The sequence below is a fragment of the Streptomyces sp. NPDC029151 genome (assembly GCF_055564315.1).
The window spans coordinates 229,080-254,067 of the sequence record NZ_JBVHWQ010000009.1 but is presented as its reverse complement, the minus strand read 5'-3'; the positions used below and the strand labels follow the sequence as shown (position 1 = coordinate 254,067).

Below are 24,988 nucleotides of genomic sequence, written 5' to 3'. Positions count from 1 at the left end.
TACTGGCCACCGGCTGACGAAGTCGGCACCTTCCGGCCATCAAGTCACGTGAAAACTGGTCAAGTTGACGCCACTGCTGCGTGTGGAGGTCGCCTGATCAGCCCAGATGCGTCGGCGCGAACATCCGTAGGACCGCCGGGAGGACCACCACCGAGGGACCCGGGGTCGCCAGCGCCTTCGTCAGGTCGGCCTCCAGTGTCTCCGGCGTCGTACGCACCCCCGGTACGCCGAAGGACTCCGCCAGGGCCACGTAGTCCGGGCGGGTCAGTTCCGTGGCGGTCGGCCGGCCGAAGGCGTCCGTCATGTACTCGCGGAGGATGCCGTAGCCGCCGTCGTCGATGATCAGCCAGGTGACCGGGAGGTCGTACTGCTTCGCCGTGGCCAGTTCGGCGATCGAGTACAGGGCTCCGCCGTCGCCCGAGACCGCCAGCACCGGGCGGGTCGGGTCCGCCGTCGCCGCGCCGAGGGCCGCCGGGAAGCCGTAGCCGAGGCCGCCCGCGCCCTGGGCCGAGTGCATGGTGTTGGGCCCCTGGGCGTCGAAGGCCGACCAGGCCCAGTAGGCCAGGATCGTCATGTCCCAGAACGACGGGGAGTCGGAGGGGAGGGCGCGGCGGACCGCGGCCAGGACCTGCTGCTCCAGGGCCAGGTCCTGGGAGGCGATGCGCGCCGAGACGCGGGCCAGCAGCTCCCGTACGCGCTGCGGCGCCGTGTCGTCCGGGCGTTCCTCCACCGTCTCCAGCAGCGCCTGGAGCGCCAGGCGGGCGTCCGCGTGGATGCCGAGGGCCGGGTGGTTGGACTCCAGCTTGCCGAGGTCGGCCTCGATCTGGACGACCCGGCCACGGGGCTTGAACGTGTGGTAGTTCGAGGACAGTTCGCCCAGGCCCGAGCCGACCACCAGGAGGACGTCCGCGTCCTCCAGGAAGTCCGTGGTGTGCCGGTCCTCCAGCCAGGACTGCAACGACAGCGGGTGGTTCCACGGGAACGCGCCCTTGCCGCCGAACGTCGTCACCACCGGCGCGTTCAGTTTCTCGGCCAGCGCCCTCAGCTTCCCGGAGGCGTCCGACCGTACGACCCCGCCGCCCGCGATGATCGCCGGGCGGGCCGCGTGCGAGAGCAGGTCGGCGGCCAGTGCCGTCAGTTCGGGGCGCGGGACCACGTCCTCGGGTGTCGCGTCCATCGCCGTCACCACCGGCAGGGACGCCTCGGCGAGCAGGACGTCCTGCGGGATCTCCACCCATACCGGGCCGTGCGGGGCCGTCAGGGCCGACTTCCAGGCCGCCGCGATCGCCGACGGGATCTGGGACTGGGCGCGGACCGTGTGGACGGACTTCACCACGCCCCGGAAGGAGGCCGACTGGTCGGGGAGTTCGTGCAGGTAGCCGTGGCGGCCGCCGCCCAGGCCCGCCGTCGGGACCTGGCTGCTGATCGCCAGCACGGGGGCGGAGGCGGCCGCCGCCTCCTGGAGCGCGGCCAGGGAGGTCAGGGCGCCCGGGCCCGTGGAGAGGAGCAGGGGCGCCGCCTCTCCCGTGACCCTGCCGTACGCGTCCGCCGCGAAGCCCGCGTTGTTCTCCACCCGCAGGCCCACGTAGTGCAGGGAGGAACGTCGCAGCGCGTCGAACATGCCGAGCGCGTGCTGGCCGGGCAGGCCGAAGACCGTGGTCGCGCCGAGCCCGGCCAGCGTCTCCACGACCAGGTCTCCGCCGTTCCGGCCGGGAGGGGGGTTCAGCGCGGCCGCCGTCTGCTGGTCGGTCGGGCGGAGTACCAGGTCGTGGTCGTGAGTCACTTCGCTTCCGCGTCCTTCCGGGCCGCCGCGATCTGGCGGCTCATGATGGTGGTCAGTTCGTACGCCGTGTGGGAGGCGGCGACCGAGGTGATCTCGGCGTGGTCGTACGCCGGCGCCACCTCGACCACGTCCGCCGAGACCAGGTTGCACGACGCCAGACCGCGCAGGATCTCCAGCAGCTCGCGGGAGGTCATGCCGCCCGCCTCCGGCGTTCCCGTGCCGGGCGCGTGCGCCGGGTCCAGGCAGTCGATGTCGATGGAGATGTACAGCGGACGGTCGCCGATGCGCTGGCGCAGCTGGTCGGCGACCTCGTCGGCGCCCCGGCGGTAGATGTCGGCCGAGGTGACGATGCCGAAGCCCATCTTCTCGTCGTCCGTCAGGTCCTGCTTGCCGTACAGCGGGCCGCGGGTGCCGACGTGGGAGAGGGCCTCGGTGTCGAGGATGCCCTCCTCGACCGCGCGGCGGAACGGGGTGCCGTGGGTGTACTCGGCGCCGAAGTAGGTGTCCCAGGTGTCCAGGTGGGCGTCGAAGTGGAGCAGGGCCACCGGGCCGTGCTTCTTCGCGACCGAGCGCAGGAGGGGCAGGGCGATGGTGTGGTCGCCGCCCAGGGTCATCAGGCGGGCGCCCGTGCCGAGGAGGTCGTCGGCCGCGGCCTCGATCGTCTCCACGGCCTCGTTGATGTTGAACGGGTTCACGGCGATGTCGCCGCCGTCCGCGACCTGCGCCAGGGCGAACGGGGAGGCGTCCTGCGCCGGGTTGTACGGGCGCAGCAGCCGGGACGCCTCGCGGATGGCGTTGCCGCCGAAGCGGGCGCCCGGACGGTACGAGACGCCGGAGTCGAACGGCACGCCCACCACGGCGACGTCGGCGGTGCCGACCTCGTCCAGGCGGGGCAGCCGGGCGAAGGTCGCGGGTCCGGCGTACCGCGGGATGCGGGAGGAGTCGACGGGGCCGCGGGGCGTCTCGTTGCTGCTCATGATGAAATGCCTTCTTTCCTGCGCTTCGTCGCGCATGTACTGCTATCCCTACGACTCTACTGGTGAGCCGGGGCCGGTTCGGACGGGAGTTCGGAGGACCGGCCACCGGCGAGGCGTTCCCGCCAGACGGCGAGGATCGTCTCGTCGGTGGGCCGGGTCGCCAGGGAGACGGCGAGGTAGGCCACGAGGGAGGCCGCCAGGCCGTAGTAGACGGGCTCGTCGGCGAGGATGCCGTAGCCGGCCATCAGGCCGATCACGGCGAGGCCGCCGACGGCCACCGACGCCAGCGCGCCCTGGGCCGTGCCGCGCTTCCACAGCAGACCGCCGAGGATCGGCACGAGCAGTCCGCCGACGAGGAGGTTGTAGGCGACGGTGAGCGCCTCGACCACGTTGTTCAGCGCGATCGCCGTGCCGATCACCGCCGCGCCCATGACGAGGATGAAGGCGCGGTTGCCCCTGACCTCGTCGTGTTCCGCGCCGTCGCGCCGCACGGCACCCTTCAGCCGCGACCAGATGTCGTTGTTGGCGACCGTGGCGCAGGCGATCAGGGCGCCGGAGGAGGTCGACATCACGGCGGCCAGGGCGGCGGCCAGCACCAGGCCGCGCACGCCGACGGGGAGTTCGTCCTTGACGATGGTGGCGAAGGCGTCGTCGGGGCTGCCGAGCGTGGGGTAGAGCACCTTGGCGGCCGTGCCGATCACCGCGCCGGCCAGGGCGTAGGCGAGACAGTAGGTCCCGGCCACCGTGCCGCCCCACCTGGCGGTCCTGTCGCTGCGGGCGGTGAACACGCGCTGCCAGATGTCCTGGCCGATCAGCATGCCGAAGGTGTAGATCAGGACGTAGGTGAAGATCGTCTCGCCGCCGATGCCCAGCGGGTCGAAGTAGGACGTCGGCAGCTTCGCCCTCATCTCGCCGAAGCCGCCCGCCTTGACGACCGCGATCGGCAGGAGCAGGAGCAGCACGCCGATCGTCTTGACCACGAACTGGACCATGTCGGTCAGCGTGATGGACCACATGCCGCCGAGGGTCGAGTACGCGACGACGATCGAGCCGCCGAGGATGATCGCGACCGTGCGGTTCAGGTCGAAGAGGACGTCGAAGATCGTGGCGTAGGCGATGGTCGAGGTGACGGCCAGCATCAGCGTGTACGCCCACATGACCACGCCGGAGATCACGCCGGCCCGTCCGCCGTAGCGCAGGTCGAGCATCTCGGAGACGGTGTAGACCTTCAGGCGGGCGATGCGGGCCGAGAAGAAGACCGACAGGGCGAGCAGGCCGAGGCCGATGGTGAAGACCATCCAGGCGCCGGAGAGGCCGTACCGGTAGCCGAGGCCGACCCCGCCGATGGTGGAGGCGCCGCCCAGGACGATCGCCGCCATGGTGCCGGAGTACATCGCGGGGCCGAGGCGCCGGCCCGCCACCAGGAAATCGCTCTTGGACCGGGCGCGGCGCATGCCCCACCAGCCCATCGCCAGCATGCCGGCGAGATAGACGACGATCACTGTGTAGTCGACGGCCATGGGGCGGCCCTCCTTCGCTCACTGTCCGGTGGCGTGTCGTGCAGGTGCTACGGGGGTGGTCGGCAGCGGCTCGCGGGGACATCCGCCCGTACCCGCGGCTGCCGTGCTCACTCGACAGTAGGTGGCCGGAAAGCGACTGCGAAGTGTACGTTTCATCCATACGTACGGGACGGGATGGAGGGAACGCACACCATGCCGGAGCCGGTCGCCCCAGCGGTCCCACCCACCCCACCGGTACCCCTCCAGGCGCTGCTGGCCCGCGAGGACCTCGCCCTGCGGCAGATCGCCGGGCCGGACGGCCCGGGGACGGTGATCCACTGGGCGCACACCTCGGAGATGGCCGACCCGTACCCGTACCTGCTGGGCGGCGAGCTGCTGCTGACGGCCGGGGTGCACATCCCGGAGGCCGCCGGCTCGGGCACCTACTTCGACGACTACGTCTCCCGGATCGTCGCGGCGGGCGGCGCGGCCCTCGGCTTCGGGCTCGCCCCGGTGCACGACACGGTCCCGCGCGCCCTGGTCGCCGCCTGCGAGCGGTACGGCCTGCCGCTGCTGGAGGTCCCGCCGCAGACCACGTTCTCCGGGGTGGCCCGCGCGGTGTGGCAGCTGATGGCACAGGCCCGGCTGGCCGAGCTGCGCCGGGTCACGGAGGCCCAGCAGAGCCTGGCGGCGGCCGCGTCCCGGCCGGATCCGGTCCCCTCCGTGCTGCGCCAGCTGGCCCAGCGCCTGGGCGGCCGCGCCGTGCTGTACGGGCCCGACGGCACCGAGATCGCGGGGGCGGGCCGGGAGACACCGCGGAGCGCGCTCACGGCGCTGGCGGAGCTGGCCGGGGTGGTGCGGCCGGCGGGCAGGGCGGCGACGGCACCGGACCGGCCCGGCCGCCCGGACCCCGCACCGGGCTCCGCGACCGCACCGGCCACCCCGCCGGCCCGGACGAAGCCCGCCGCCGCACCGGCCACCCCCGCCTCCGCCACCGACACCCACGGCGCCACCGCCACCCAGCTCGCCGTCTACGCCCTCGGCGCCGGCGAGGGCTTCGTGCTCGGCGTGGCCACCCCGCGCCGCGAACCCGGCGACCACACCATCGCCTCCGTCGCCGCCGTGCTGCTGTCCCTGCTGACGGGCGAGCACCAGAGCGGGACCGGCGCGGCCCGGTCCTCCGCGCTCGTACGGCTGCTGCTGGGCGCGCCGCCCGAGGAGGTGGCCCCCCTGCTCGGCCCGGGCGAGTGGCTGGTCGTGCGCGCACGACCGGAGGCGCAGGCCCCGGACGCGGTCGCCGCCTCCGCGCTCGGCGCCGCCCTCGGCTCACCGCTGGTCGACCTGGCCGGCGACGTCGTACGGGTGCTGGTGCCGGCGGACCGGGATCCCGGGCCGCAGCCGGGCTGGACGCTCGGGGTGAGTGCCGCGACCGGGCCGCGGGAGTGGCCGGCCGCCGACACCCAGGCCGCCCGTGCCCTCGCCCGGGCCCGGGCCACCCGGACCGCGCTGGTCCGGCACGCCGCCCGGCCGGCGCTGGAGGACCTGGTGCCGCGGGCGGACGCCGAGACGCACGCCCGTACGCTGCTGGCGCCGCTGGACGGTCAGCCGGCGCTCGCCGAGACGCTGCGCACCTGGCTGTCCCTGCACGGCAGTTGGGACCGTACGGCGGTGGCGCTGGGCGTGCACCGCAACACCGTGCGGCAGCGGATCGCCCGCTGTGCCGCGCTGTTGACCGCCGATCTGGACGACCCGGACGTGCGCATGGAGTTGTGGTTCGCGCTGCGGCAGAGCTGAGCGCGGGGACCGAGTGACCCCGGTCCCAGCGGGCGGTATGCCGAGGACGCGGGACGGGTGCTGCTCCACAATGGGAGGCATGCCGATACCCGGGACACCCAGCCGCGCCCAGCTCGTCGACCACCTGGTGCGCACCCGAATCGCGGGGGACGTCGCCACGCCCCGCGAGAACAACCTCTCCCACTACCGCCAGCTCGCCAACGGTGTCCGGGGCTACTGGTTCGGCCTGGAGCTGGGCGACCGCTGGACGGACGAGCAGGACGTGCTCGCCGTCATGGCCGAGCGGGTGGGGGTCGACGACGACCCCCAGCACCGGTACGGCCAGGACACCATCGACCCCGAGCTGACCGTGGACGCGCTGGAGAGGATGGCGGCGCGGCTGCGCAAGGCGGCCGAGGGACGGCAACGGGTGCTGTTCGCGACCGGGCACCCGGGCGGCCTGCTGGACGTCCACCGGGCCACGGCCGCCGCGCTGCGCGCCGCCGGCTGTGAGATCGTCGTCATCCCGGACGGGCTGCAGACGGACGAGGGGTATGTCATGCAGTTCGCGGACGTCGCCGTGCTGGAGCACGGGGCGACGTTGTGGCACACCCATTCGGGCGAGCCGATGCGGGCCGTTCTGACGGGACTTGAGCGGGAGGGGCGCCCGCTGCCGGACCTCGTGGTCGCCGACCACGGCTGGGCCGGGTACGCGGGGCAGCACGGGGTGGACTCCGTCGGGTACGCCGACAGCAACGACCCGGCGCTCTTCCTGGCCGAGTCGGAGGGCACCGTGCAGGTCGTGGTGCCGATGGACGACCATGTGGTCAGCCCGCGTCACTACGACCCCATGACGGCGTACCTGCTCGCGGAGGCGGGCCTGGCCTGAACCGTCGCCCGGCACCGCGCACCCCGCGGTGCCTGACGCGGTGACAGGACGTCCGGTCCCGTGACACGGGGCCGCACGTCCTGCCGGTTCGACGTCTCGTCAGTTCGCGTTCGGTCCAAATCGGTCAGTGACCGTGGCCACCTCCTCCGTTGCCGCCTCCGCCATGGCCGCCACCGCCGTAGCCGCCACCGCCGTGGTCGCCACCGCCGTAGCCGCCGTGGTCCCCACCGCCGTAACCGCCGTGGTCGCCGCCGTAGTCGCCGCCGTAACCGCCGTGGTCGCCGCCGTAGCCGTAGTCGTCGTCATCGTCGCCCCACCAGCCGTAGTCGCCGTGGTGACGTCCGTTGTCGTCGTCTCCCCAGCTGCTGCTGTAGGAGCTGTGGTCACTGTGGTCCGCGGCAGAGGCGGTCCCGGCCGTGCCGATCGCGGCTCCGCCGGCCAGCAGCAGGCCGGAGGCGGACAACGCGACAAGACGCCTCGTGCGCTGTGATCGCATGGGAATACCTTCCATCTCCATCGTCTCTCGCGGCTCCCGGGGGAAGGCGCGAGGCGGATGGCCACGCCGCTGCGAGAAGGGGAAGATGCGGCGCGGTCTTCAGGTGTCACCGCAGCCGGATGAACGGAACGGCCTCAGGCTCCTCGTGGTACCGGGGTACACAGGGCATGCCGTTCGCTGCGGCTTTCACTCAGAGAGCCTAATGCCCCATAGGTCACACGTCATCTCGGGGCAAACCAGAAGCGAAACGGCGCGAAACGGAGGGCTACGGCGCGATACGGCGCGGCACCACCCGGTCGTACCTTCCGGCGTGCGGGCCGGCGGCCCCTGCCGGAGAGTCGGGGACAGGTCCCCCGACGACAAGGAGACACTCCATGCTCAGGCGCATATCCCTCGTTCTCACCGGTCTGCTCGCGGCCGGATTCGTGGCCGCCGCCCCCGCCGCGGCACACGGCGGCGACGACGGCGGCGACATCAGCTACTGCTGGCAGTCCGGCGGCGGCGCCTCGGCCGGTGACACGCACGCCGTCTGGGGCGACGCGGGCTGCGCCCACGTCGGCGGCTACCTCGACTGACCCGGCACACGGCAGGAGGCGGACGGGGACCCCGGAAGGGGTTTCCGTCCGCCTCCTGGCGCGTACGGCGGGGCCGCGGACCGTCACCGCGGGACGCGGACCACGCCCTCCTGGATCACCGAGATGGCGAGCCGCCCGTCCTGGGTGTAGATACGGGCCTGGCCGAGGCCGCGGCCGCCGTGCGCGGACGGCGACTCCTGGTCGTACAGCAGCCACTCGTCCGCGCGGAAGGGCCGGTGGAACCACATCGCGTGGTCCAGGGAGGCCCCGACGACGTCCCCCACGGCCCAGCCGCCGCGCCCGTGTGCGAGCAGCACCGAGTCGAGCAGGGTCATGTCGGAGACGTAGGTGGCGAGGACGACGTGCAGCAGCGGATCGTCGTCCAGCTTGCCGTTGGTGCGGAACCAGACCTGGCTGTGCGGCTCGCGCGGTTCGCCGAACTGCCCGTACGGCGGCTCGTCCACGTACCGCAGGTCGATCGCCTCGCGGGCCTCGAGGAACCGCTCCACCACTTCCGGCGCGAGGTGGCCGTAACCGCGCAGCCGCTCCTGGGAGGTGGGCAGGGACGCCGGGTCGGGCGAGGACGGCATGGGCGCCTGGTGCTCCAGGCCCTCCTCGTGCGCCTGGAAGGACGCCGACAGGTGGAAGATCGGCTTGCCGTGCTGGACGGCGACCACGCGGCGGGTGGTGAAGGACCGTCCGTCGCGGATGCGGTCCACGGTGTAGACGATCGGCGCGCCGGGGTCGCCGGGGCGCAGGAAGTAGGCGTGCAGGGAATGGGCGGGCCGGTCCGCGGGGACCGTCCGCCCGGCGGCGACCAGCGCCTGCGCCGCGACCTGCCCGCCGAAGACGCGGGGTACGACGGCGAAGCGGGACCGGCCGCGGAAGATGTCCTCCTCGATCTGCTCCAGGTCGAGCAGATCGAGGAGATCCTGGAGTGCCTGGCTCATGGGTGGGTTGTACCGGCCAGTGGTGCCCGGCGTCCTACAGGCCCATGTCCTTGGCGATGATCGTCTTCATGATCTCGCTGGTGCCGCCGTAGATGCGGTTGACGCGGTTGTCCGCGTACAGGCGGGCGATCGGGTACTCGTTCATGTAGCCGTAGCCGCCGTGCAGCTGGAGGCAGCGGTCGATCACGCGGTGGGCGACCTCGGTGCAGAAGAGCTTCGCGGAAGCGGCCTCGGCGGGCGTCAGCTCGCCGGCGTCCAGCGCCTCCGTGGCGCGGTCGGCGACGGCCTCGGCGGCGTCCACCTCGGCCTGGCAGGCGGCCAGCTCGAACTTGGTGTTCTGGAAGTGCGCGACCGGCTTGCCGAAGACGGTGCGCTCCTGCACGTACTGCTTGGCGAACCGGACGGCGGCCTTGGCCTGGGCGTAGGCGCCGAAGGCGATGCCCCAGCGCTCGGAGGCCAGGTTGTGGCCGAGGTAGTAGAAGCCCTTGTTCTCCTCGCCGAGGAGGTCCTCGACCGGGACCTTGACGTCGACGAAGGCCAGCTCGGCGGTGTCGGACGTCTTCAGGCCGAGCTTGTCCAGCTTGCGGCCGACGGAGTAGCCCTCGGACTTGGTGTCCACGGCGAACAGGGAGATGCCGTGCCGGCGGTCCTCGGCGGTGGGCGCGGCGGTGCGGGCGCACACGATCACGCGGTCGGCGTGGACACCGCCGGTGATGAAGGTCTTGGCGCCGTTGAGGACGTAGTGCGTGCCGTCCTCGGAGAGCTTGGCGGTGGACTTCATGCCCGCGAGGTCGGAGCCGGTGCCCGGCTCGGTCATCGCGATGGCCCACATCTCCTCGCCGGTGACGAACTTCGGCAGGTAGCGCTTCTTCTGCTCGTCGGTGGCCAGCATCTTCAGGTACGGCAGGGCGAGCAGCACGTGCACGCCGGAGCCGCCGAACTGGACGCCGGCGCGGGCGGTCTCCTCGTAGAGGACGGCCTCGAACTTGTGGCTGTCGATGCCCGCGCCGCCGAACTCCTCGGGCACGCTGATGCCGAAGACGCCCAGCTCGCCGAGCTTGTAGTAGAAGTCGCGCGGCGCCTGGCCGGCGGCGAACCACTCGTCGTAGACCGGGACGACCTCGGCCTCGATGAAGGCGCGGATGGTCTCCCGGAACGCCTCGTGATCCTCGTTGAACACCGTACGGCGCACGCCGCCACCTCCACGTACCTCGGCATGTCTAAGCGCTTGCTCACTCAACCGTACCGGCGAGTACGGAAGCCCGTCCAGGGGGATCCCGCCGTAACGCTCGTCACGCCCGGGGATCCTCCGGCCGGAGGCGGAGCCCGGCGTCCCGGGCGAGGCCCTGGCGGCACTCGGCCGATCCCCGGCGGTACCGGACGCGGTATCCGGAAGGGTCGTCGCGGACGGGGCCGGTCACCCGGACGGGGGCGAGGACACAGGCACGCGCGCTCACGTGCGGCGGCACCACGACGGGGCACTCGGCGCCGACCCGTGCCGGGCCGTCCTGGGCGAGCCGCTCGTCGTCGGCGACGAGGAGGCCGCAGCCCCCTCTCCCGCGGTGTGAGCACGCCGTAGCGCAGCCCCTTCACACCCCGCGGCGCGTGGAGCCACCGCGTCGTAGCACCGTGAGCGGCGCTCCGCCGACACCGGTCCGCAGGGGCGGGCCCACCCGGTACTCACGGCCGCGCGCGTGCTCGAAGCCGATCGCGTCGCCCGTCCCGGCCAGGGCCCGCCCCTCGGCGCAGTCCCGCACCCGGTCGCCCCCGGCCGCCGCGGTCGGCACCCCCGCGACGGCGAGCACGGCCACCGCTCGCGGTGCTCTCGCGCCGTCGCGTTTCCGGCCGTGCCGGTCGTCACGGCTCCCCCTCCCCTCGGGTGCGAAGGGGCATCGGGTCCTGGGGCCGACCCGCGTGGACGGTCCGGCCGGACTACTCCTCGCCCGCGGCCTCGAACGCGCCCCGCGCCATCCGGTGCAGCAGGGCCCCCATGGCCCCCCGGCCGGGAAGCGTGCCGGCACGGCCCAGGTGGGGGGTCGAGTTCAGCAGGCCGAAGACCGAGTGGACCGCCGAGCGGGCGGCCGGTTCGGTCAGGCCCGGGTACACCTCGCGGACCACCTCCACCCACAGCTCGACGTACTGCCGCTGGAGCTGCCGCACCAGCTTGCGGTCGCTGTCGCGCAGGCGGTCCAGCTCGCGGTCGTGCAGGGTGATCAGAGGGCGGTCGTCCAGGGCGAAGTCGATGTGGCCCTCGAGCAGGGAGTCGAGGACACGGGCCGCGGGCACCCCGTCGGCCTCGGCCAGCCGCCGCCTGGCCCCGGTCAGCAGCTGCCCGCTGATGCCGACGAGCAGCTCGGCGAGCATCGCGTCCTTGCCCGGGAAGTGCCGGTACAGGCCGGGGCCGCTGATGCCGACCGCCGCGCCTATCTCGTCGACGCCGACGCCGTGGAATCCGCGCTCGGCGAAGAGTCGCGCGGCCTCCTTGAGGATCTGCTCGCGGCGGGTGGGGGCGTCGGTTCTGCTGGCCATGCAGACAATTCTAGACAGCGAGGTTAGCGGTCGTTAACCTGGTCGCAATGGTTAACGCTCATTAACACCGGATCACAGGTTCGATCACCGGGTGAGGGGACCGCAAGGATGCACGAGGCACCGGAGCTCCACAGCGCGGCAGATCCCGCGTCGGAGGCCTGGCGGGCCAATGAACGAGCCCATCTCGCGCTCGTGGAGGAGCTGCGCGGCAAGCTGGCCGCGGCGGCCCTCGGCGGCGGGGAGAAGGCACGGGACCGGCACACCGCGCGCGGCAAACTGCTGCCGAGGGACAGGGTGGACACACTGCTCGATCCGGGCTCGCCCTTCCTGGAGCTGGCACCGCTCGCGGCCGACGGGATGTACGAGGGTCAGGCCCCGGCGGCAGGCGTGATCGCCGGGATCGGGCGGGTCAGCGGGCGCGAGTGCGTGATCGTCGCCAACGACGCCACCGTCAAGGGCGGCACGTACTACCCGATGACGGTGAAGAAGCACCTGCGCGCCCAGGAGGTGGCCCTGGACAACCGGCTGCCGTGCGTCTACCTGGTCGACTCCGGCGGGGCCTTCCTGCCGATGCAGGACGAGGTGTTCCCGGACCGGGACCACTTCGGCCGGATCTTCTACAACCAGGCGCGGATGTCCGGCGCGGGCATCCCGCAGATCGCGGCCGTCCTCGGCTCGTGCACGGCCGGCGGGGCGTACGTCCCGGCGATGAGCGACGAGGCCGTGATCGTCCGGGGCCAGGGCACGATCTTCCTGGGCGGCCCGCCGCTGGTGAAGGCGGCCACCGGCGAGGTCGTCACCGCGGAGGAGCTGGGCGGCGGCGAGGTGCACTCCCGTGTCTCCGGGGTCACCGACCACCTCGCCGAGAACGACGCGCACGCGCTGCGGATCGTCCGGGACATCGTGGCCACCCTGCCCGCCCGGCAGTCCCTCCCCTGGGAGGTCCGGCCGGCCGTCGAGCCCAAGGTCGACCCCTACGGGCTCTACGGCGCCGTCCCCGTCGACTCCCGCACCCCCTACGACGTACGCGAGATCATCGCGCGCGTGGTCGACGGCTCCCGGTTCGCCGAGTTCAAGAGCGAGTTCGGGCAGACCCTGGTCACCGGGTTCGCCCGGATCCACGGCCACCCGGTCGGGATCGTCGCCAACAACGGCATCCTGTTCTCCGAGTCCGCCCAGAAGGGCGCCCACTTCATCGAGCTGTGCGACCAGCGCGGCATCCCGCTGGTGTTCCTGCAGAACATCTCCGGCTTCATGGTCGGCAAGGACTACGAGGCGGGCGGCATCGCCAAGCACGGCGCCAAGATGGTGACGGCGGTGGCCTGTACGCGCGTGCCGAAGCTGACCGTCGTCGTCGGCGGCTCCTACGGCGCGGGCAACTACTCGATGTGCGGCCGGGCCTACTCCCCCCGCTTCCTGTGGATGTGGCCCAACGCCAAGATCTCCGTCATGGGCGGCGAGCAGGCCGCGTCCGTCCTCGCCACGGTCAAGCGCGACCAGCTCGAGGCGCGCGGCGAGGACTGGCCGGCCGAGGACGAGGAGAGCTTCAAGGCCCCCATCCGCGCCCAGTACGAGCGCCAGGGCAACGCCTACTACGCCACCGCCCGCCTGTGGGACGACGGCGTGATCGACCCGCTGGAGACGCGTCAGGTGCTCGGACTCGCCCTGACGGCCTGCGCCAACGCGCCGCTGGGAGATCCCCAGTTCGGCGTCTTCCGGATGTGAGGAGGGGAACCGTGTTCGACACAGTGCTGGTCGCCAACCGGGGCGAGATCGCCGTACGCGTCATCCGTACGCTCCGCTCGCTGGGCGTGCGCTCGGTGGCGGTCTTCTCCGACGCCGACGCCGACGCGCGGCACGTCCGGGAGGCCGACACGGCGGTACGGATCGGCCCGGCGCCGGCCGCCCAGAGCTATCTGTCGGTGGAGCGGCTGCTGGACGCCGCCGCCCGCACCGGCGCCCAGGCGGTGCACCCCGGGTACGGCTTCCTCGCGGAGAACGCGGCCTTCGCGCGCGCCTGCGAGGAGGCGGGGCTGGTGTTCATCGGCCCGTCGGCCGACGCGATCGCCCTCATGGGCGACAAGATCCGCGCCAAGGAGACGGTGAAGGCGGCCGGGGTGCCGGTGGTGCCCGGCGGCCGCGACCCGGAACTGGCCGAGGCGGCCCGTGAGCTGGGCGCGCCCGTGCTGCTGAAGCCCTCGGCGGGCGGTGGCGGCAAGGGCATGCGGCTGGTCCGGGACCTGTCGGTCCTGGAGGAGGAGATCGCCGCCGCCCGCCGCGAGGCCCGCGCCTCCTTCGGTGACGACACCCTGCTGGTGGAGCGGTGGATCGACCGGCCCCGGCACATCGAGATCCAGGTGCTGGCCGACGGCCACGGGAACGTGGTCCACCTCGGCGAGCGCGAGTGCTCCCTCCAGCGCCGGCACCAGAAGATCATCGAGGAGGCGCCGTCCGTCCTGCTCGACGACAGGACCCGGGCCGCGATGGGCGAGGCGGCCGTACAGGCGGCACGCTCGTGCGGGTACCGGGGCGCGGGCACGGTGGAGTTCATCGTCCCCGGCGGCGACCCCACGCAGTACTACTTCATGGAGATGAACACCCGTCTCCAGGTGGAGCACCCGGTCACCGAACTCGTCACCGGTCTCGACCTGGTGGAGTGGCAGCTGCGGGTGGCGGCCGGGGAACGGCTGGGCTTCGCGCAGGAGGAGCTGCGGCTGACCGGGCACGCGGTGGAGGCCCGTATCTGCGCGGAGGACCCCGCGCGCGGGTTCCTCCCCTCCGGCGGCACGGTCCTGCTGCTGAACGAGCCGCAGGGGAACGGCGTGCGCACCGACTCCGGGCTCAGCGAGGGCACCGAGGTGGGCAGCCTGTACGACCCGATGCTGTCCAAGGTGATCGCCTACGGCCCCGACCGGGAGACGGCGCTCAGGAGGCTCCGCTCGGCCCTGGCGGAGACGGTCACGCTGGGGGTGCCGACCAACGCGGGCTTCCTGCGCCGGCTGCTGGCCCACCCGGCGGTCGTCGCGGGCGAGCTGGACACGGGCCTGGTCGAGCGGGTGGTGGACGAGCTGGTCTCCACGGACGTGCCGGAGGAGGTGTACGAGGCGGCGGCGGCCGTACGGATGGAGGCGCTGGAGCCGCGCGCGGAGGGCTGGACGGACCCCTTCTCGGTGCCGAGCGGCTGGCGCCTCGGCGGCACCCCGAAGCCGCCCGCCTTCCCCCTCCGGGTGCACGAACCCCTGACGTACGCCCCCCGGGGCGCCCACACCGTCACCGGGGACCGGGTGAGCGTCACCCTGGACGGCGTACGGCACACCTTCCACCGCGCCGGTGACTGGATCGGCCGGGACGGCGACGCCTGGCTGGTGCGCGACCACGACCCGGTGGCCGCGTCGCTGAACCAGGCGGCCCACGCGGGCGCCGACTCCCTCACCGCCCCCATGCCCGGCACGGTGACCGTGGTGAAGGTCGCCGTGGGTGACGAGGTAGCCGCCGGACAGAGCCTGCTGGTGGTGGAGGCGATGAAGATGGAGCACGTCATCTCCGCCCCGCACGCCGGCACGGTCGCCGAGCTGGACGTGCGGCCCGGCGCGACGGTCGCCATGGACCAGGTGCTGGCCGTCATCGCCCCCAAGGAGGCGGCGGAATGAGTGCCGACGGTCTGCCCATGGTCGTACCGGCCCCGGGCCTGCCCGCGCGGGTGCGGATCCACGAGGTGGGGGCGCGGGACGGTCTGCAGAACGAGAAGATGGCCGTACCGACGTCGGTCAAGGCGGAGTTCATCCGCCGGCTGGCCGACTCGGGCCTGACGACGATCGAGGCGACGAGCTTCGTGCACCCCAAGTGGGTGCCCCAGCTGGCGGACGCCGAGGAGCTGTACCCGCTGGTGAGCGACCTGTCCGGGGTGGAACTCCCGGTCCTGGTCCCCAACTCGCGCGGCCTGGACCGGGCGCTGGCCCTCGGTGCCGAGCGGGTCGCCGTGTTCGCCAGCGCCACCGAGTCCTTCGCGAAGGCCAACCTCAACCGCACGCTGGACGAGTCCCTCGCGGTGTTCGCGCCGGTGGTGCGGCGGGCGAAGGACGAGGGGGTGCACGTACGGGGCTATGTCTCGATGTGCTTCGGCGACCCCTGGGAGGGCGCCGTCCCCCTGCACCAGGTGGCCCGGGTCTGCACGGCGCTGCGGGACATGGGCTGCGACGAGCTGAGCCTGGGCGACACGATCGGGGTGGCCACCCCGGGGCACGTCCTGGAACTGCTCGCGCTGCTGAACGAGAACGGGGTGCCGACGCCCGAGATCGGCGTGCACTTCCACGACACCTACGGCCAGGCGCTCGCGAACACGCTGGCCGCGCTGCAGCACGGCGTGACCACGGTCGACGCGTCCGCCGGGGGGCTCGGCGGCTGCCCCTACGCCAAGTCCGCCACCGGCAACCTCGCCACCGAGGACCTCGTCTGGATGCTGCACGGCCTCGGCATCGAGACCGGGGTCGACCTCGGCCGTCTGACCGCCACGAGCGTGTGGATGGCCGCCCACCTGGACCGGCCCAGCCCGTCCCGTACCGTCCGCGCTCTCTCCCACAAGGACCAGTGATCAGCATGGACCACCGCCTCAGCCCCGAGCTGGAGGAACTCCGCCGTACGGTCGAGCAGTTCGCCCACGACGTGGTGGCGCCGAAGATCGGCGACTTCTACGAGCGGCACGAGTTCCCGTACGAGATCGTCCGCGAGATGGGCCGGATGGGCCTGTTCGGGCTGCCGTTCCCGGAGGAGTACGGCGGGATGGGCGGCGACTACCTGGCGCTCGGCATCGCCCTGGAGGAGCTGGCCCGGGTCGACTCGTCGGTGGCGATCACCCTGGAGGCGGGCGTCTCGCTGGGCGCGATGCCGCTGCACCTGTTCGGCACCGAGGAGCAGAAGCGGGAGTGGCTGCCGCGCCTGTGCTCGGGCGAGATCCTGGGCGCGTTCGGCCTGACGGAACCGGACGGCGGCAGCGACGCCGGGGCGACCCGTACGACGGCCCGCCTGGACCCGGACACGGACGAATGGGTCATCAACGGCACGAAGTGCTTCATCACCAACTCGGGCACGGACATCACGGGCCTGGTGACCGTCACCGCCGTGACGGGCCGCAAACCGGACGGCCGCCCGCAGATCTCGGCCATCATCGTCCCCTCCGGCACACCGGGCTTCACGGTGGCGGCGCCGTACTCGAAGGTCGGCTGGAACGCCTCCGACACCCGCGAGCTGTCGTTCACCGACGTCCGCGTCCCCGCGGCCAACCTGCTCGGCGAACCGGGGCGCGGCTACGCCCAGTTCCTGCGCATCCTGGACGAGGGCCGGATCGCCATCGCGGCCCTCGCCACCGGCCTGGCCCAGGGCTGTGTGGACGAGTCGGTGAAGTACGCCAGGGAACGCCACGCCTTCGGCAGGCCGATCGGTGCCAACCAGGCCATCCAGTTCAAGATCGCCGACATGGAGATGAAGGCCCACACGGCCCGTCTGGCCTGGCGCGACGCCGCTTCCCGCCTGGTGTCGGGCGAACCCTTCAAGAAGGAGGCGGCCCTGGCCAAGCTCTACTCCTCCACGGTCGCCGTCGACAACGCCCGCGACGCCACCCAGGTCCACGGCGGCTACGGCTTCATGAACGAGTACCCGGTGGCCCGCATGTGGCGCGACTCCAAGATCCTGGAGATCGGCGAGGGCACGAGCGAGGTCCAGCGCATGCTGATCGCACGGGAGTTGGGGCTGGCGGGCTGAGGGCCGGCGGGCCGAGGGTCACTTCCGCCGGGTGAAGCGGACGTCGGGGCCGCAGGGGTCGTCGGGGTCGACGGTGGCGCACAGGGTCGCGCCGCCGTCGATCACCAGCAGCGAGAACGAGCAGGATCCGGACGGCTCCTCGTCGAAGTCGAGACCCAGTTCGGAGCCCGAGCCGGCCTTGTCGCTGGTGCCGTACGCGCCATCGCCCTGGTCGGCGAAGAACGACCAGGTGCCGGTGGCCCGTTTTCCGGGGCACAGCTCGGAGTAGTCGACGAGCCTCTTGGAGTCGAGGCCGGTGGACGTGAACGTGCGGTCGCCGGCGAACGTCAGCGTCTCGCCGTCCGCCGCCCTCCAGGTGCCGACGACCTGGCGCACCGAGACCGTGGCCGTGTCGTCCACGAGGGCGCATCCGGCGGCCGGCATCAGGAGCATCAGGAGAACGGCGGCCCGACGTGCGAGCCTTCGGGACGAGGTGATCACGGGCTCATCCTAGGACCGGCACGGAGTCGCCCCCCTGGACATCAGCTGAGGTTAGGCTAACCTACCTTGGAACGTGTCCGGCGGGCGCTCCGCCCCGGTCGAAAGCAGTCATACCCATGCCCCTTGCCCGTGCCACCCACCTCACTCGCCGCGGCCTGCTCACCGCCGGCGGCGCCCTCGGACTCGGTGCCGCGCTCGCCGCCTGCGGGGACGACAAGGGCAAGGACAGTGGCGCCGGCTCGGCGGGGAAGGCCGGCACGTCCGGCCCCTGGTCCTTCAAGGACGACCGCGGCACGACCGTGAAGCTGGACAAGGTCCCCGCGAACATCGTCGCGTTCACCGGCGTCGGGGCCGCGCTGTACGACTACGGCATCCAGGTGAAGGGCGTCTTCGGTCCCACCAGGACCACCGCGGGCAAGGCCGACGTCCAGGCCGGCGACATGGACATCAGCAAGGTGACGGTCCTCGGCAACGCCTGGGGCCAGTTCAGCATCGAGAAGTACGCCTCCCTCGCCCCGGACGTGCTCATCAGCACGATGTTCGACGACGCCGGCACCCTCTGGTACGTCCCGGAGGAGTCGAAGAAGAAGATCGCCCAGCTGGCCCCCAGTGTCGGCGTCTCCGTCTACGACCGCCAGCTGACCCAGCCCCTCCAGCGCATGTGGGACCTCGCGGAGTCGCTCGGCGCGGACATGAAGGCCGCCAAGGTCACCGACGCCAGGAAGCGGTTCGAGGACGCGGCCGCCCGGCTGCGCGCCGCCGCCAAGGCCAAGCCCGACATCAAGGTGATGGCCGGCTCCGCGAGCGACCAGCTGTTCTACGTCTCGGGCACCAACCTCTCCATCGACCTGGAGTACTTCAAGGCCCTCGGCGTGAACTTCGTGGAGCCGCCGGAGAGCGCAAAGGAGAAGGGCGGCTGGTACGAGTCCCTCAGCTGGGAGAACGTCGACAAGTACCGGGCCGACCTCATCATGATGGACGACCGCTCCTCGGCCATCCAGCCCGCCGACATCACCAAGGCCACCTGGAAGAAGCTGCCCGCGGTCAAGGCCGGGCAGGTCATCCCCCGCTCCCCCGAGCCGATCCTGTCGTACGACAAGTGCGTGCCGCTGCTGACGAACCTGGCCGAGGCCCTGGAGAAGGCCGAGAAGGTCAGCTGACCTCCGGCGAGGCCCCTCGGCGGAGCTTGCCCACAACGCCCTGAACCCCACCCTCAGGAGCCACAGATGACGACGGCCGTAGCCGCCCCGTTCCGTTTCTTCTCCCTTCAGGTCGTGCGGACGAGGCGGCTCGGCCCGTCCCTGGTCCGGGTCACCTTCGGCGGGCCCGACCTGCACGCCTTCCACTCGCTCGGGCGGGACCAGTCCCTGTCGCTGTTCCTGCCGCATCCGGGGCAGAGCGAGCCCGTGGTGCCGCTGGAGCTGGGGGACGGCTGGTGGCAGGGGTGGCGGGAACTCCCGGACGACGTACGGGCCGTGATGCGCTCGTACACACTGCGGGCACTGCGCCGCGAACCCGGCGCACCCGACGAGATCGACATCGACTTCGCCCTGCACGGCGTCGGGCCGGACGCCGCCACGCCCGCCGGACCGGCCTCCCGCTGGGCCGCCCGGGCGGCCGCCGGCGACCGGGTACTGCTGCTCGGGCCGGCCCTCGCCGACAACCGGGCGATCCGCTTCCGCCCGCCCGAGGACACCGGGCTGGTCGTCCTGTGCGGAGACGAGACCGCCGTACCCGCCGCGACGGCGATCCTCGAATCCCTCCCCGCCGGCACCCGGGCCCGGGCCTGGCTGGAGGTGCCGCACGCCGGGGACATCCAGGACGTGCGCACGGAGGCGGACGCGGAGATCACGTGGCTCGTACGGCACGACGGGCCCCCCATGGCCGTCGACGCCGTACGGGCCGCCGAACTGCCGGACACCGGGCGGGCGTACGTGTGGCTCGCGGGCGAGTCCGGCCAGGTGAAGGCGCTGCGGCGGCACTTCGTCGGCGAGCGCGGGGTGGACCGGCGGCGGGTCACCTTCGTCGGGTACTGGCGGCAGGGCATGACGGAGGAGCAGCTCCGGGCCGCCGAGTAGGCGCCGGCCGCTCCCCTGCTCGTGGCCCCGTCACGGCAGAGGTGTGCCCTGGACCAGAGAAATTAGGTTAGGCTAACCTAAGTTGATCTCGCACGGACCGTCCCCTCGGAGGACCCCCACATGCGCTCGCACCTGCTCAATGGCCTCACCGCGGAGCACTACCGTCGCTCCGTGACCGAAGGAGTCGAGCGGGTGGCGGCCAAACTCGCCACCACCGACCGTCCGTTCACCGGCGTCACCGTGGACGCCCTCTCCCCCGCCATCGACGCGATCGACCTGGACCGCCCGCTGGGCGACACCGGCGCCGTGCTGGACGAACTGGAGGACGTCTACCTCCGGGACGCGGTCTACTTCCACCACCCCCGCTACCTCGCCCACCTCAACTGCCCGGTCGTCATCCCGGCGGTGCTCGGCGAGGCCGTGCTCTCCGCGGTCAACTCCTCGCTGGACACCTGGGACCAGTCGGCCGGCGGCACCCTCATCGAGCGCAAGCTGATCGACTGGACGGCCCGGCGGACCGGCCTGGGTCCCGCCGCCGACGGCGTGTTCACCTCCGGCGGCACCCAGTCCAACCTCCAGGCGCTGCTGCTGGCCCGGGAGGAGGCCAAGCCGGGCCGGGAGGGGTGGGAAGAGGGGGCCCCGCTCGCGAAACTGCGGATCTTCGCCTCCGAGGTCAGCCACTTCAGCGTGAAGAAGTCCGCGAAGCTGCTCGGGCTCGGGCCGGACGCCGTCGTCGTGATCCCCGTCGACCACGACAAGCGCATGCAGACCGTCGCGCTCGCCCGTGAGCTGGAGCGGTGCGCGAGCGACGGCCTGGTCCCCATGGCCGTCGTCGCCACCGCCGGCACCACCGACTTCGGCTCCATCGACCCGCTGCCGGAGATCGCCGGCCTGTGCGCCCAGTACGGCGTGTGGATGCACGTGGACGCGGCCTACGGCTGCGGACTGCTCGCCTCCCTGAAGTACCGGGACCGCATCGACGGCATCGAGCGCGCCGACTCGGTCACCGTCGACTACCACAAGTCCTTCTTCCAGCCGGTCAGTTCCTCCGCCCTCCTGGTCCGTGACGCGGCCACCCTGCGGCACGCCACCTACCACGCGGAGTACCTCAACCCGCGCCGCATGGTGCAGGAACGTATCCCCAACCAGGTGGACAAGTCCCTCCAGACCACCCGCCGCTTCGACGCCCTCAAGCTGTGGATGACGCTGCGCACCATGGGCGCCGACGGCATCGGGCAGCTCTTCGACGAGGTGTGCGACCTGGCACGGGAGGGGTGGGAGCTGCTCGCCGCCGACCCGCGCTACGACGTCGTCGTCCGGCCCAGCCTGTCCACCCTCGTGTTCCGCTACATCCCGGCCGCCGTCACCGACCCGGCCGAGATCGACCGCGCCAACCTCTACGCCCGCAAGGCCCTGTTCGCCTCCGGTGACGCCGTCGTCGCGGGCACCAAGGTGGGCGGCCGCCACTACCTGAAGTTCACCCTGCTCAACCCCGAGACCCGGGCGGCCGACATCGCCGCCGTTCTCGATCTGATCGCCGGCCACGCCGAGCAGTACCTGGGAGAGTCCCTTGACCGCGCGTCCTGAAGCCCCGACCACGACCTGTGACTTCGTGGGGATCGGGCTCGGCCCCTTCAACCTCGGGCTCGCCTGCCTCACCGAACCGATCGCCGAACTGAACGGCGTCTTCCTGGAGTCCAAGCCCGACTTCGAGTGGCACGCCGGCATGTTCCTGGACGGCGCCCACCTCCAGACCCCGTTCATGTCGGACCTGGTCACCCTGGCCGACCCGACCTCGCCGTACTCCTTCCTGAACTACCTGAAGGAGAGGGGCAGACTGTACTCGTTCTACATCCGGGAGAACTTCTACCCGCTGCGGGTCGAGTACGACGACTACTGCCGCTGGGCCGCGCACCAGCTGAGCAGCGTCCGCTTCGGTACGACGGTGACGGAGGTGACGTACGAGGACGAGCACTACCTCGTGCGCACCGACTCCGGGGACGTGTACCGCGCCCGCCACCTGGTGCTCGGCACCGGCACCCCGCCGTACGTCCCGGAGGCCTGCCGGAATCTGGGCGGCGACTTCATCCACAACTCCCGGTACGTGCACCACAGGGCCGAGTTGGTGAAGAAGGAGTCCATCACCCTCGTCGGCTCCGGGCAGTCGGCCGCCGAGATCTACCTCGACCTCCTCGGCGAGATCGACGTCCACGGCTACCGGCTGAACTGGGTGACGCGCTCGCCCCGCTTCTTCCCCCTCGAATACACCAAGCTGACGCTGGAGATGACGTCCCCGGAGTACATCGACTACTACCGGGGGCTCCCCGAGGCCACCCGCTACCGCCTCACGGCCGAGCAGAAGGGCCTGTTCAAGGGGATCGACGGCGACCTCGTCAACGAGATCTTCGACCTGCTCTACCAGAAGAGCCTGGCCGGCCCGGTCCCCACCCGCCTGCTCACCAACTCCGCGCTCACCGGCGCGGCCCACGAGAACGGCACGTACACCCTCTCCTTCCGCCAGGAGGAGCAGGAGAAGGACTTCCGGATCGAGTCCCAGGGCCTGGTGCTGGCCACCGGCTACCGGTACGCCGAGCCGGAGTTCCTGAACCCCGTGAAGGACCGCCTGGTCTACGACTCCCACGGCAACTTCGACGTCGCCCGCAACTACGCCGTCGACGTCACCGGCCGGGGCGTCTTCCTCCAGAACGCCGGCGTCCACACGCACAGCATCACCAGCCCCGACCTGGGCATGGGCGCGTACCGCAACGCGTACATCATCCGTGAGCTGCTCGGCACCGAGTACTACCCGGTCGAGAAGAGCATCGCCTTCCAGGAGTTCGCCGTATGACCTTCACGTTCCGGCCCGTCGACCCCCTGAAGGACGCCGGGCTGCTGCACACGTGGGTCACGCACCCCAAGGCCGCGTACTGGATGATGCAGGACGCGAGACCGGAGGACGTCGAGCGGGCCTACATGGAGATCGCGGCGGACGAGCACCACCACGCGCTGCTCGGTCTCGCCGAGGACGGCACGCCCGCGTTCCTGATGGAGCGGTACGACCCCGCGCACCGGGAGCTGGCCGGGCTCTACGAGCCGCGGTCCGGGGACGTCGGCATGCACTTCCTGGTGCCGGCCACCGACACCCCCGTGCACGGCTTCACCAGGTCGGTCCTCACCGCCGTGATGTTCCACCTCTTCGAGGACCCGTCGGTGCGGCGGATCGTCGTCGAGCCGGACGTCCGCAACACGGCCGTGCACGCCCTGAACGAGGCCGTCGGCTTCGTGGCCGCACGGGAGATCGACAAGCCGGAGAAGCGGGCGCTGCTGAGCTTCTGCACCCGCGAGCAGTTCGAGAAGGCGGTTACCGCATGACCCTCGCCGACGCCGTGGCCCATCTGTCCCCCGAGCGCTGGGCGACCGCCAACCGGCTGCTGCTGCGCAAGGCGCTCGCCGAGTTCGCGCACGAGCGGCTGATCACCCCGGAGGAGCAGGGCGGCGGCCGGTACGTCGTCCGCAGCGACGACGGGCTCACCAGCTACCGGTTCAGCGCCGTACGGCGGGCCCTGGACCACTGGGACATCGACCCGGACTCCGTCACCCGGCACCGCGACGGCGCCGACCTCCCGCCGGCCGCGCTGGACTTCTTCGTCGAGCTGAGGGAGTCGCTGGGGCTGAGCGACGAGATCCTGCCGGTGTACCTGGAGGAGATCTCCTCCACCCTGTCGAGCACCTGCTACAAGCTGGCCAAGCCCGGGGTGACCTCCGCCGAGCTGGCCCGTGCCGGCTTCCAGGCCGTCGAGACCGGGATGACCGAGGGCCACCCGTGCTTCGTCGCGAACAACGGGCGGCTCGGCTTCGGCATCCACGAGTACCTGTCGTACGCGCCGGAGACGGCGAGCCCGGTGCGGCTGGTGTGGCTGGCCGCCCACCGCTCGCGGGCCGCGTTCACGGCCGGCGCCGGCATCGAGTACGAGTCCTTCCTGCGGGCGGAGCTGGGCGAGAAGACGGTGGAGCGGTTCCGTTGCGTCCTCACCGGCCGGGGCCTGGACCCCGCCGACTACCTGTTCATCCCGGTCCACCCCTGGCAGTGGTGGAACAAGCTGAGCGTCACGTTCGCCGCCGAGGTCGCCCGTGAGCTGCTGGTCTGCCTCGGCGAGGGCGACGACGAGTACCTGGCCCAGCAGTCGATCCGGACCTTCTTCAACACCAGCGACCCGCACAAGCACTACGTGAAGACGGCGCTGTCGGTCCTCAACATGGGGTTCATGCGGGGCCTGTCCGCCGCCTACATGGAGGCGACCCCGGCCATCAACGACTGGCTGGCCCGGCTCGTCGACAGCGACCCGGTGCTGAGGTCGACGGGCCTGTCGGTCATCCGGGAGCGGGCGGCCGTCGGCTACCGGCACCTGGAGTACGAGGCGGCCACCGACCGCTACTCGCCGTACCGCAAGATGCTCGCGGCGCTGTGGCGGGAGAGCCCGGTGCCCTCGCTGCGCGACGGCGAGACCCTGGCGACCATGGCCTGCCTGCTCCACGTCGACCAGGAGGGCGCCTCGCTGGCGGGCGCGCTGATCGAGCGGTCGGGTCTGGCCCCGGCGGAGTGGCTGCGGCGGTACCTGCGGGCCTACTACGTCCCGCTGCTGCACAGCTTCTACGCCTACGACCTGGTGTTCATGCCGCACGGCGAGAACGTCATCCTGGTGCTGAAGGACGGCGCCGTGCAGCGGGCGGTCTTCAAGGACATCGCCGAGGAGATCGCCGTCATGGACCCGGACGCGGCCCTGCCGCCGGAGGTGCGGCGGATCCGGGTCGAGGTCCCGGAGGACAAGAAGCTGCTGTCCGTCTTCACGGACGTCTTCGACTGCTTCTTCCGCTTCCTCGCCGCCCACCTCGCCGCCGAGGGCGTCCTGACGGAGGACGACTTCTGGCGCACGGTCGCCGAGGTCACCCGCGCGTACCAGGAGGCGAACCCGGAGCTGGCCGACCGGTTCCGCCGGTACGACATGTTCGCCCCCGAGTTCGCGCTGTCCTGCCTCAACCGGCTCCAGCTGCGCGACAACAGGCAGATGGTGGACCTCGCCGATCCGTCGGGCGCGCTCCAGCTGGTCGGCACCCTGAGGAACCCGATCGCCGGGTTCTGACGGGGCCACGGACCCGACGGGCACCCCGCGGTACGGTCCCGCGGGGTGCCCGTCGGCTTCC

Annotated in this window: 22 protein-coding genes; 13 read left to right on the top strand and 9 right to left on the bottom strand. The window is 71.9% G+C overall.

The window, feature by feature from the left end:
* Nucleotides 1-97: 97 nt before the first annotated feature.
* From ACZ4VF_RS30230 to ACZ4VF_RS30220, 3 genes are read right to left on the bottom strand one after another with little or no spacing between them, the layout of a single operon-like run.
* Nucleotides 98-1,783 carry a thiamine pyrophosphate-binding protein gene (locus ACZ4VF_RS30230; protein WP_467929938.1) on the bottom strand — a complete coding sequence of 562 codons (1,686 nt, stop codon included), beginning with the start codon at nt 1,781-1,783 and terminating at the stop codon, nt 98-100.
* Entirely contained in the window at nt 1,780-2,760 is a 981-nt protein-coding gene (gene speB, locus ACZ4VF_RS30225) for an agmatinase (RefSeq protein WP_467900580.1), read from the bottom strand. The genes ACZ4VF_RS30230 and speB overlap by 4 nt, the downstream gene beginning before the upstream one ends.
* A gap of 56 nt (nt 2,761-2,816) precedes the next feature.
* Nucleotides 2,817-4,280 carry a sodium:solute symporter family protein gene (locus ACZ4VF_RS30220; RefSeq protein ID WP_467929937.1) on the bottom strand — a complete coding sequence of 488 codons (1,464 nt, stop codon included), beginning with the start codon at nt 4,278-4,280 and terminating at the stop codon, nt 2,817-2,819.
* Between the two features lie 174 nt (nt 4,281-4,454).
* On the opposite strand from ACZ4VF_RS30220, the gene ACZ4VF_RS30215 reads away from it, so the two are divergent.
* Both ACZ4VF_RS30215 and ACZ4VF_RS30210 read left to right on the top strand, forming a co-directional pair.
* Nucleotides 4,455-6,053 (top strand): PucR family transcriptional regulator ligand-binding domain-containing protein, encoded by a 1,599-nt coding sequence (locus ACZ4VF_RS30215; protein ID WP_467929935.1) that lies wholly within the window; start codon nt 4,455-4,457, stop codon nt 6,051-6,053.
* Nucleotides 6,054-6,132: 79 nt separating this feature from the next.
* The gene (locus ACZ4VF_RS30210; protein ID WP_467929934.1) at nt 6,133-6,921 is read left to right on the top strand and encodes a phosphatase; all 789 of its coding nucleotides are present in this window, start codon (nt 6,133-6,135) and stop codon (nt 6,919-6,921) included.
* Between the two features lie 124 nt (nt 6,922-7,045).
* On the opposite strand, the gene ACZ4VF_RS30205 is transcribed toward ACZ4VF_RS30210, so the two are convergent.
* Nucleotides 7,046-7,417, bottom strand: a complete 372-nt coding sequence (locus ACZ4VF_RS30205) for a hypothetical protein (RefSeq protein WP_467929933.1) — start codon at nt 7,415-7,417, stop codon at nt 7,046-7,048.
* 374 nt (nt 7,418-7,791) lie between these two features.
* On the opposite strand from ACZ4VF_RS30205, the gene ACZ4VF_RS30200 reads away from it, so the two are divergent.
* On the top strand, nt 7,792-7,992 hold the full coding sequence (locus ACZ4VF_RS30200) for a hypothetical protein (RefSeq protein ID WP_467929932.1): 201 nt from the start codon (nt 7,792-7,794) through the stop codon (nt 7,990-7,992).
* Between the two features lie 83 nt (nt 7,993-8,075).
* Here ACZ4VF_RS30200 and tesB read toward each other — a convergent pair whose 3' ends face one another.
* The 4 genes from tesB to ACZ4VF_RS30180 all read right to left on the bottom strand — a co-directional run bounded on the left by tesB (nt 8,076) and on the right by ACZ4VF_RS30180 (nt 11,471).
* Nucleotides 8,076-8,942: an acyl-CoA thioesterase II gene (gene tesB / locus ACZ4VF_RS30195; protein ID WP_467929930.1), complete on the bottom strand. Its 867-nt coding sequence runs from the start codon at nt 8,940-8,942 to the stop codon at nt 8,076-8,078.
* Nucleotides 8,943-8,976: 34 nt separating this feature from the next.
* On the bottom strand, nt 8,977-10,134 hold the full coding sequence (locus ACZ4VF_RS30190) for an acyl-CoA dehydrogenase family protein (RefSeq protein ID WP_467929929.1): 1,158 nt from the start codon (nt 10,132-10,134) through the stop codon (nt 8,977-8,979).
* A 397-nt stretch (nt 10,135-10,531) separates the two neighbouring features.
* Complete coding sequence (locus ACZ4VF_RS30185) at nt 10,532-10,753, bottom strand: hypothetical protein (RefSeq protein WP_467929928.1); 222 nt, start codon at nt 10,751-10,753, stop codon at nt 10,532-10,534.
* Between the two features lie 121 nt (nt 10,754-10,874).
* Nucleotides 10,875-11,471, bottom strand: coding sequence for an SACE_7040 family transcriptional regulator (locus ACZ4VF_RS30180; RefSeq protein WP_467929927.1), 597 nt, complete (start codon nt 11,469-11,471; stop codon nt 10,875-10,877).
* A 108-nt stretch (nt 11,472-11,579) separates the two neighbouring features.
* Here ACZ4VF_RS30180 and ACZ4VF_RS30175 point away from each other — a divergent pair, with 108 nt between their 5' ends.
* The 4 genes from ACZ4VF_RS30175 to ACZ4VF_RS30160 are packed head-to-tail and all read left to right on the top strand — an operon-like array spanning nt 11,580 to nt 17,228.
* Nucleotides 11,580-13,196 carry a carboxyl transferase domain-containing protein gene (locus ACZ4VF_RS30175; protein WP_467929925.1) on the top strand — a complete coding sequence of 539 codons (1,617 nt, stop codon included), beginning with the start codon at nt 11,580-11,582 and terminating at the stop codon, nt 13,194-13,196.
* A gap of 11 nt (nt 13,197-13,207) precedes the next feature.
* A complete protein-coding gene (locus ACZ4VF_RS30170) occupies nt 13,208-15,121 on the top strand; it encodes an acetyl/propionyl/methylcrotonyl-CoA carboxylase subunit alpha (RefSeq protein WP_467929924.1) in 1,914 nt (637 codons plus the stop codon).
* Entirely contained in the window at nt 15,118-16,062 is a 945-nt protein-coding gene (locus tag ACZ4VF_RS30165) for a hydroxymethylglutaryl-CoA lyase (protein WP_467929923.1), read from the top strand. Before ACZ4VF_RS30170 ends, ACZ4VF_RS30165 begins: the two co-directional genes overlap by 4 nt.
* Nucleotides 16,063-16,067: 5 nt before the next feature.
* On the top strand, nt 16,068-17,228 hold the full coding sequence (locus ACZ4VF_RS30160) for an acyl-CoA dehydrogenase family protein (protein ID WP_467929922.1): 1,161 nt from the start codon (nt 16,068-16,070) through the stop codon (nt 17,226-17,228).
* A gap of 18 nt (nt 17,229-17,246) precedes the next feature.
* Here the strand turns inward: ACZ4VF_RS30160 and ACZ4VF_RS30155 are convergent, their stop codons facing one another.
* Entirely contained in the window at nt 17,247-17,708 is a 462-nt protein-coding gene (locus ACZ4VF_RS30155; protein ID WP_467929920.1) for a hypothetical protein, read from the bottom strand.
* A 116-nt stretch (nt 17,709-17,824) separates the two neighbouring features.
* Here ACZ4VF_RS30155 and ACZ4VF_RS30150 point away from each other — a divergent pair, with 116 nt between their 5' ends.
* The 6 genes from ACZ4VF_RS30150 to ACZ4VF_RS30125 all read left to right on the top strand — a co-directional run bounded on the left by ACZ4VF_RS30150 (nt 17,825) and on the right by ACZ4VF_RS30125 (nt 24,927).
* A complete protein-coding gene (locus ACZ4VF_RS30150) occupies nt 17,825-18,868 on the top strand; it encodes an ABC transporter substrate-binding protein (protein WP_467929919.1) in 1,044 nt (347 codons plus the stop codon).
* Between the two features lie 66 nt (nt 18,869-18,934).
* Entirely contained in the window at nt 18,935-19,786 is an 852-nt protein-coding gene (locus tag ACZ4VF_RS30145; protein ID WP_467929918.1) for a siderophore-interacting protein, read from the top strand.
* Nucleotides 19,787-19,906: 120 nt separating this feature from the next.
* Nucleotides 19,907-21,373, top strand: coding sequence for a lysine decarboxylase DesA (gene desA / locus ACZ4VF_RS30140; RefSeq protein ID WP_467929916.1), 1,467 nt, complete (start codon nt 19,907-19,909; stop codon nt 21,371-21,373).
* Nucleotides 21,357-22,634, top strand: coding sequence for a lysine N(6)-hydroxylase/L-ornithine N(5)-oxygenase family protein (locus tag ACZ4VF_RS30135; RefSeq protein WP_467929915.1), 1,278 nt, complete (start codon nt 21,357-21,359; stop codon nt 22,632-22,634). The genes desA and ACZ4VF_RS30135 overlap by 17 nt, the downstream gene beginning before the upstream one ends.
* Nucleotides 22,631-23,158, top strand: coding sequence for a GNAT family N-acetyltransferase (locus tag ACZ4VF_RS30130; RefSeq protein ID WP_467929914.1), 528 nt, complete (start codon nt 22,631-22,633; stop codon nt 23,156-23,158). Before ACZ4VF_RS30135 ends, ACZ4VF_RS30130 begins: the two co-directional genes overlap by 4 nt.
* Entirely contained in the window at nt 23,155-24,927 is a 1,773-nt protein-coding gene (locus tag ACZ4VF_RS30125) for an IucA/IucC family protein (RefSeq protein ID WP_467929913.1), read from the top strand. Before ACZ4VF_RS30130 ends, ACZ4VF_RS30125 begins: the two co-directional genes overlap by 4 nt.
* The last annotated feature ends 61 nt before the right edge of the window (nt 24,928-24,988 follow it).

Coding starts and splice junctions, on each gene's coding strand:
- ACZ4VF_RS30150 (WP_467929919.1), top strand. CDS start 17,825: ATGCCCCTTGCCCGTGCCACCCACCTCACTCGCCGCGGCCTGCTCACC.
- ACZ4VF_RS30165 (WP_467929923.1), top strand. CDS start 15,118: ATGAGTGCCGACGGTCTGCCCATGGTCGTACCGGCCCCGGGCCTGCCC.
- ACZ4VF_RS30220 (WP_467929937.1), bottom strand. CDS start 4,280: ATGGCCGTCGACTACACAGTGATCGTCGTCTATCTCGCCGGCATGCTG.
- ACZ4VF_RS30130 (WP_467929914.1), top strand. CDS start 22,631: ATGACCTTCACGTTCCGGCCCGTCGACCCCCTGAAGGACGCCGGGCTG.
- ACZ4VF_RS30200 (WP_467929932.1), top strand. CDS start 7,792: ATGCTCAGGCGCATATCCCTCGTTCTCACCGGTCTGCTCGCGGCCGGA.
- ACZ4VF_RS30210 (WP_467929934.1), top strand. CDS start 6,133: ATGCCGATACCCGGGACACCCAGCCGCGCCCAGCTCGTCGACCACCTG.
- ACZ4VF_RS30215 (WP_467929935.1), top strand. CDS start 4,455: ATGGAGGGAACGCACACCATGCCGGAGCCGGTCGCCCCAGCGGTCCCA.
- tesB (WP_467929930.1), bottom strand. CDS start 8,942: ATGAGCCAGGCACTCCAGGATCTCCTCGATCTGCTCGACCTGGAGCAG.
- ACZ4VF_RS30145 (WP_467929918.1), top strand. CDS start 18,935: ATGACGACGGCCGTAGCCGCCCCGTTCCGTTTCTTCTCCCTTCAGGTC.
- ACZ4VF_RS30175 (WP_467929925.1), top strand. CDS start 11,580: ATGCACGAGGCACCGGAGCTCCACAGCGCGGCAGATCCCGCGTCGGAG.
- ACZ4VF_RS30180 (WP_467929927.1), bottom strand. CDS start 11,471: ATGGCCAGCAGAACCGACGCCCCCACCCGCCGCGAGCAGATCCTCAAG.
- desA (WP_467929916.1), top strand. CDS start 19,907: ATGCGCTCGCACCTGCTCAATGGCCTCACCGCGGAGCACTACCGTCGC.
- speB (WP_467900580.1), bottom strand. CDS start 2,760: ATGAGCAGCAACGAGACGCCCCGCGGCCCCGTCGACTCCTCCCGCATC.
- ACZ4VF_RS30160 (WP_467929922.1), top strand. CDS start 16,068: ATGGACCACCGCCTCAGCCCCGAGCTGGAGGAACTCCGCCGTACGGTC.
- ACZ4VF_RS30125 (WP_467929913.1), top strand. CDS start 23,155: ATGACCCTCGCCGACGCCGTGGCCCATCTGTCCCCCGAGCGCTGGGCG.
- ACZ4VF_RS30205 (WP_467929933.1), bottom strand. CDS start 7,417: ATGCGATCACAGCGCACGAGGCGTCTTGTCGCGTTGTCCGCCTCCGGC.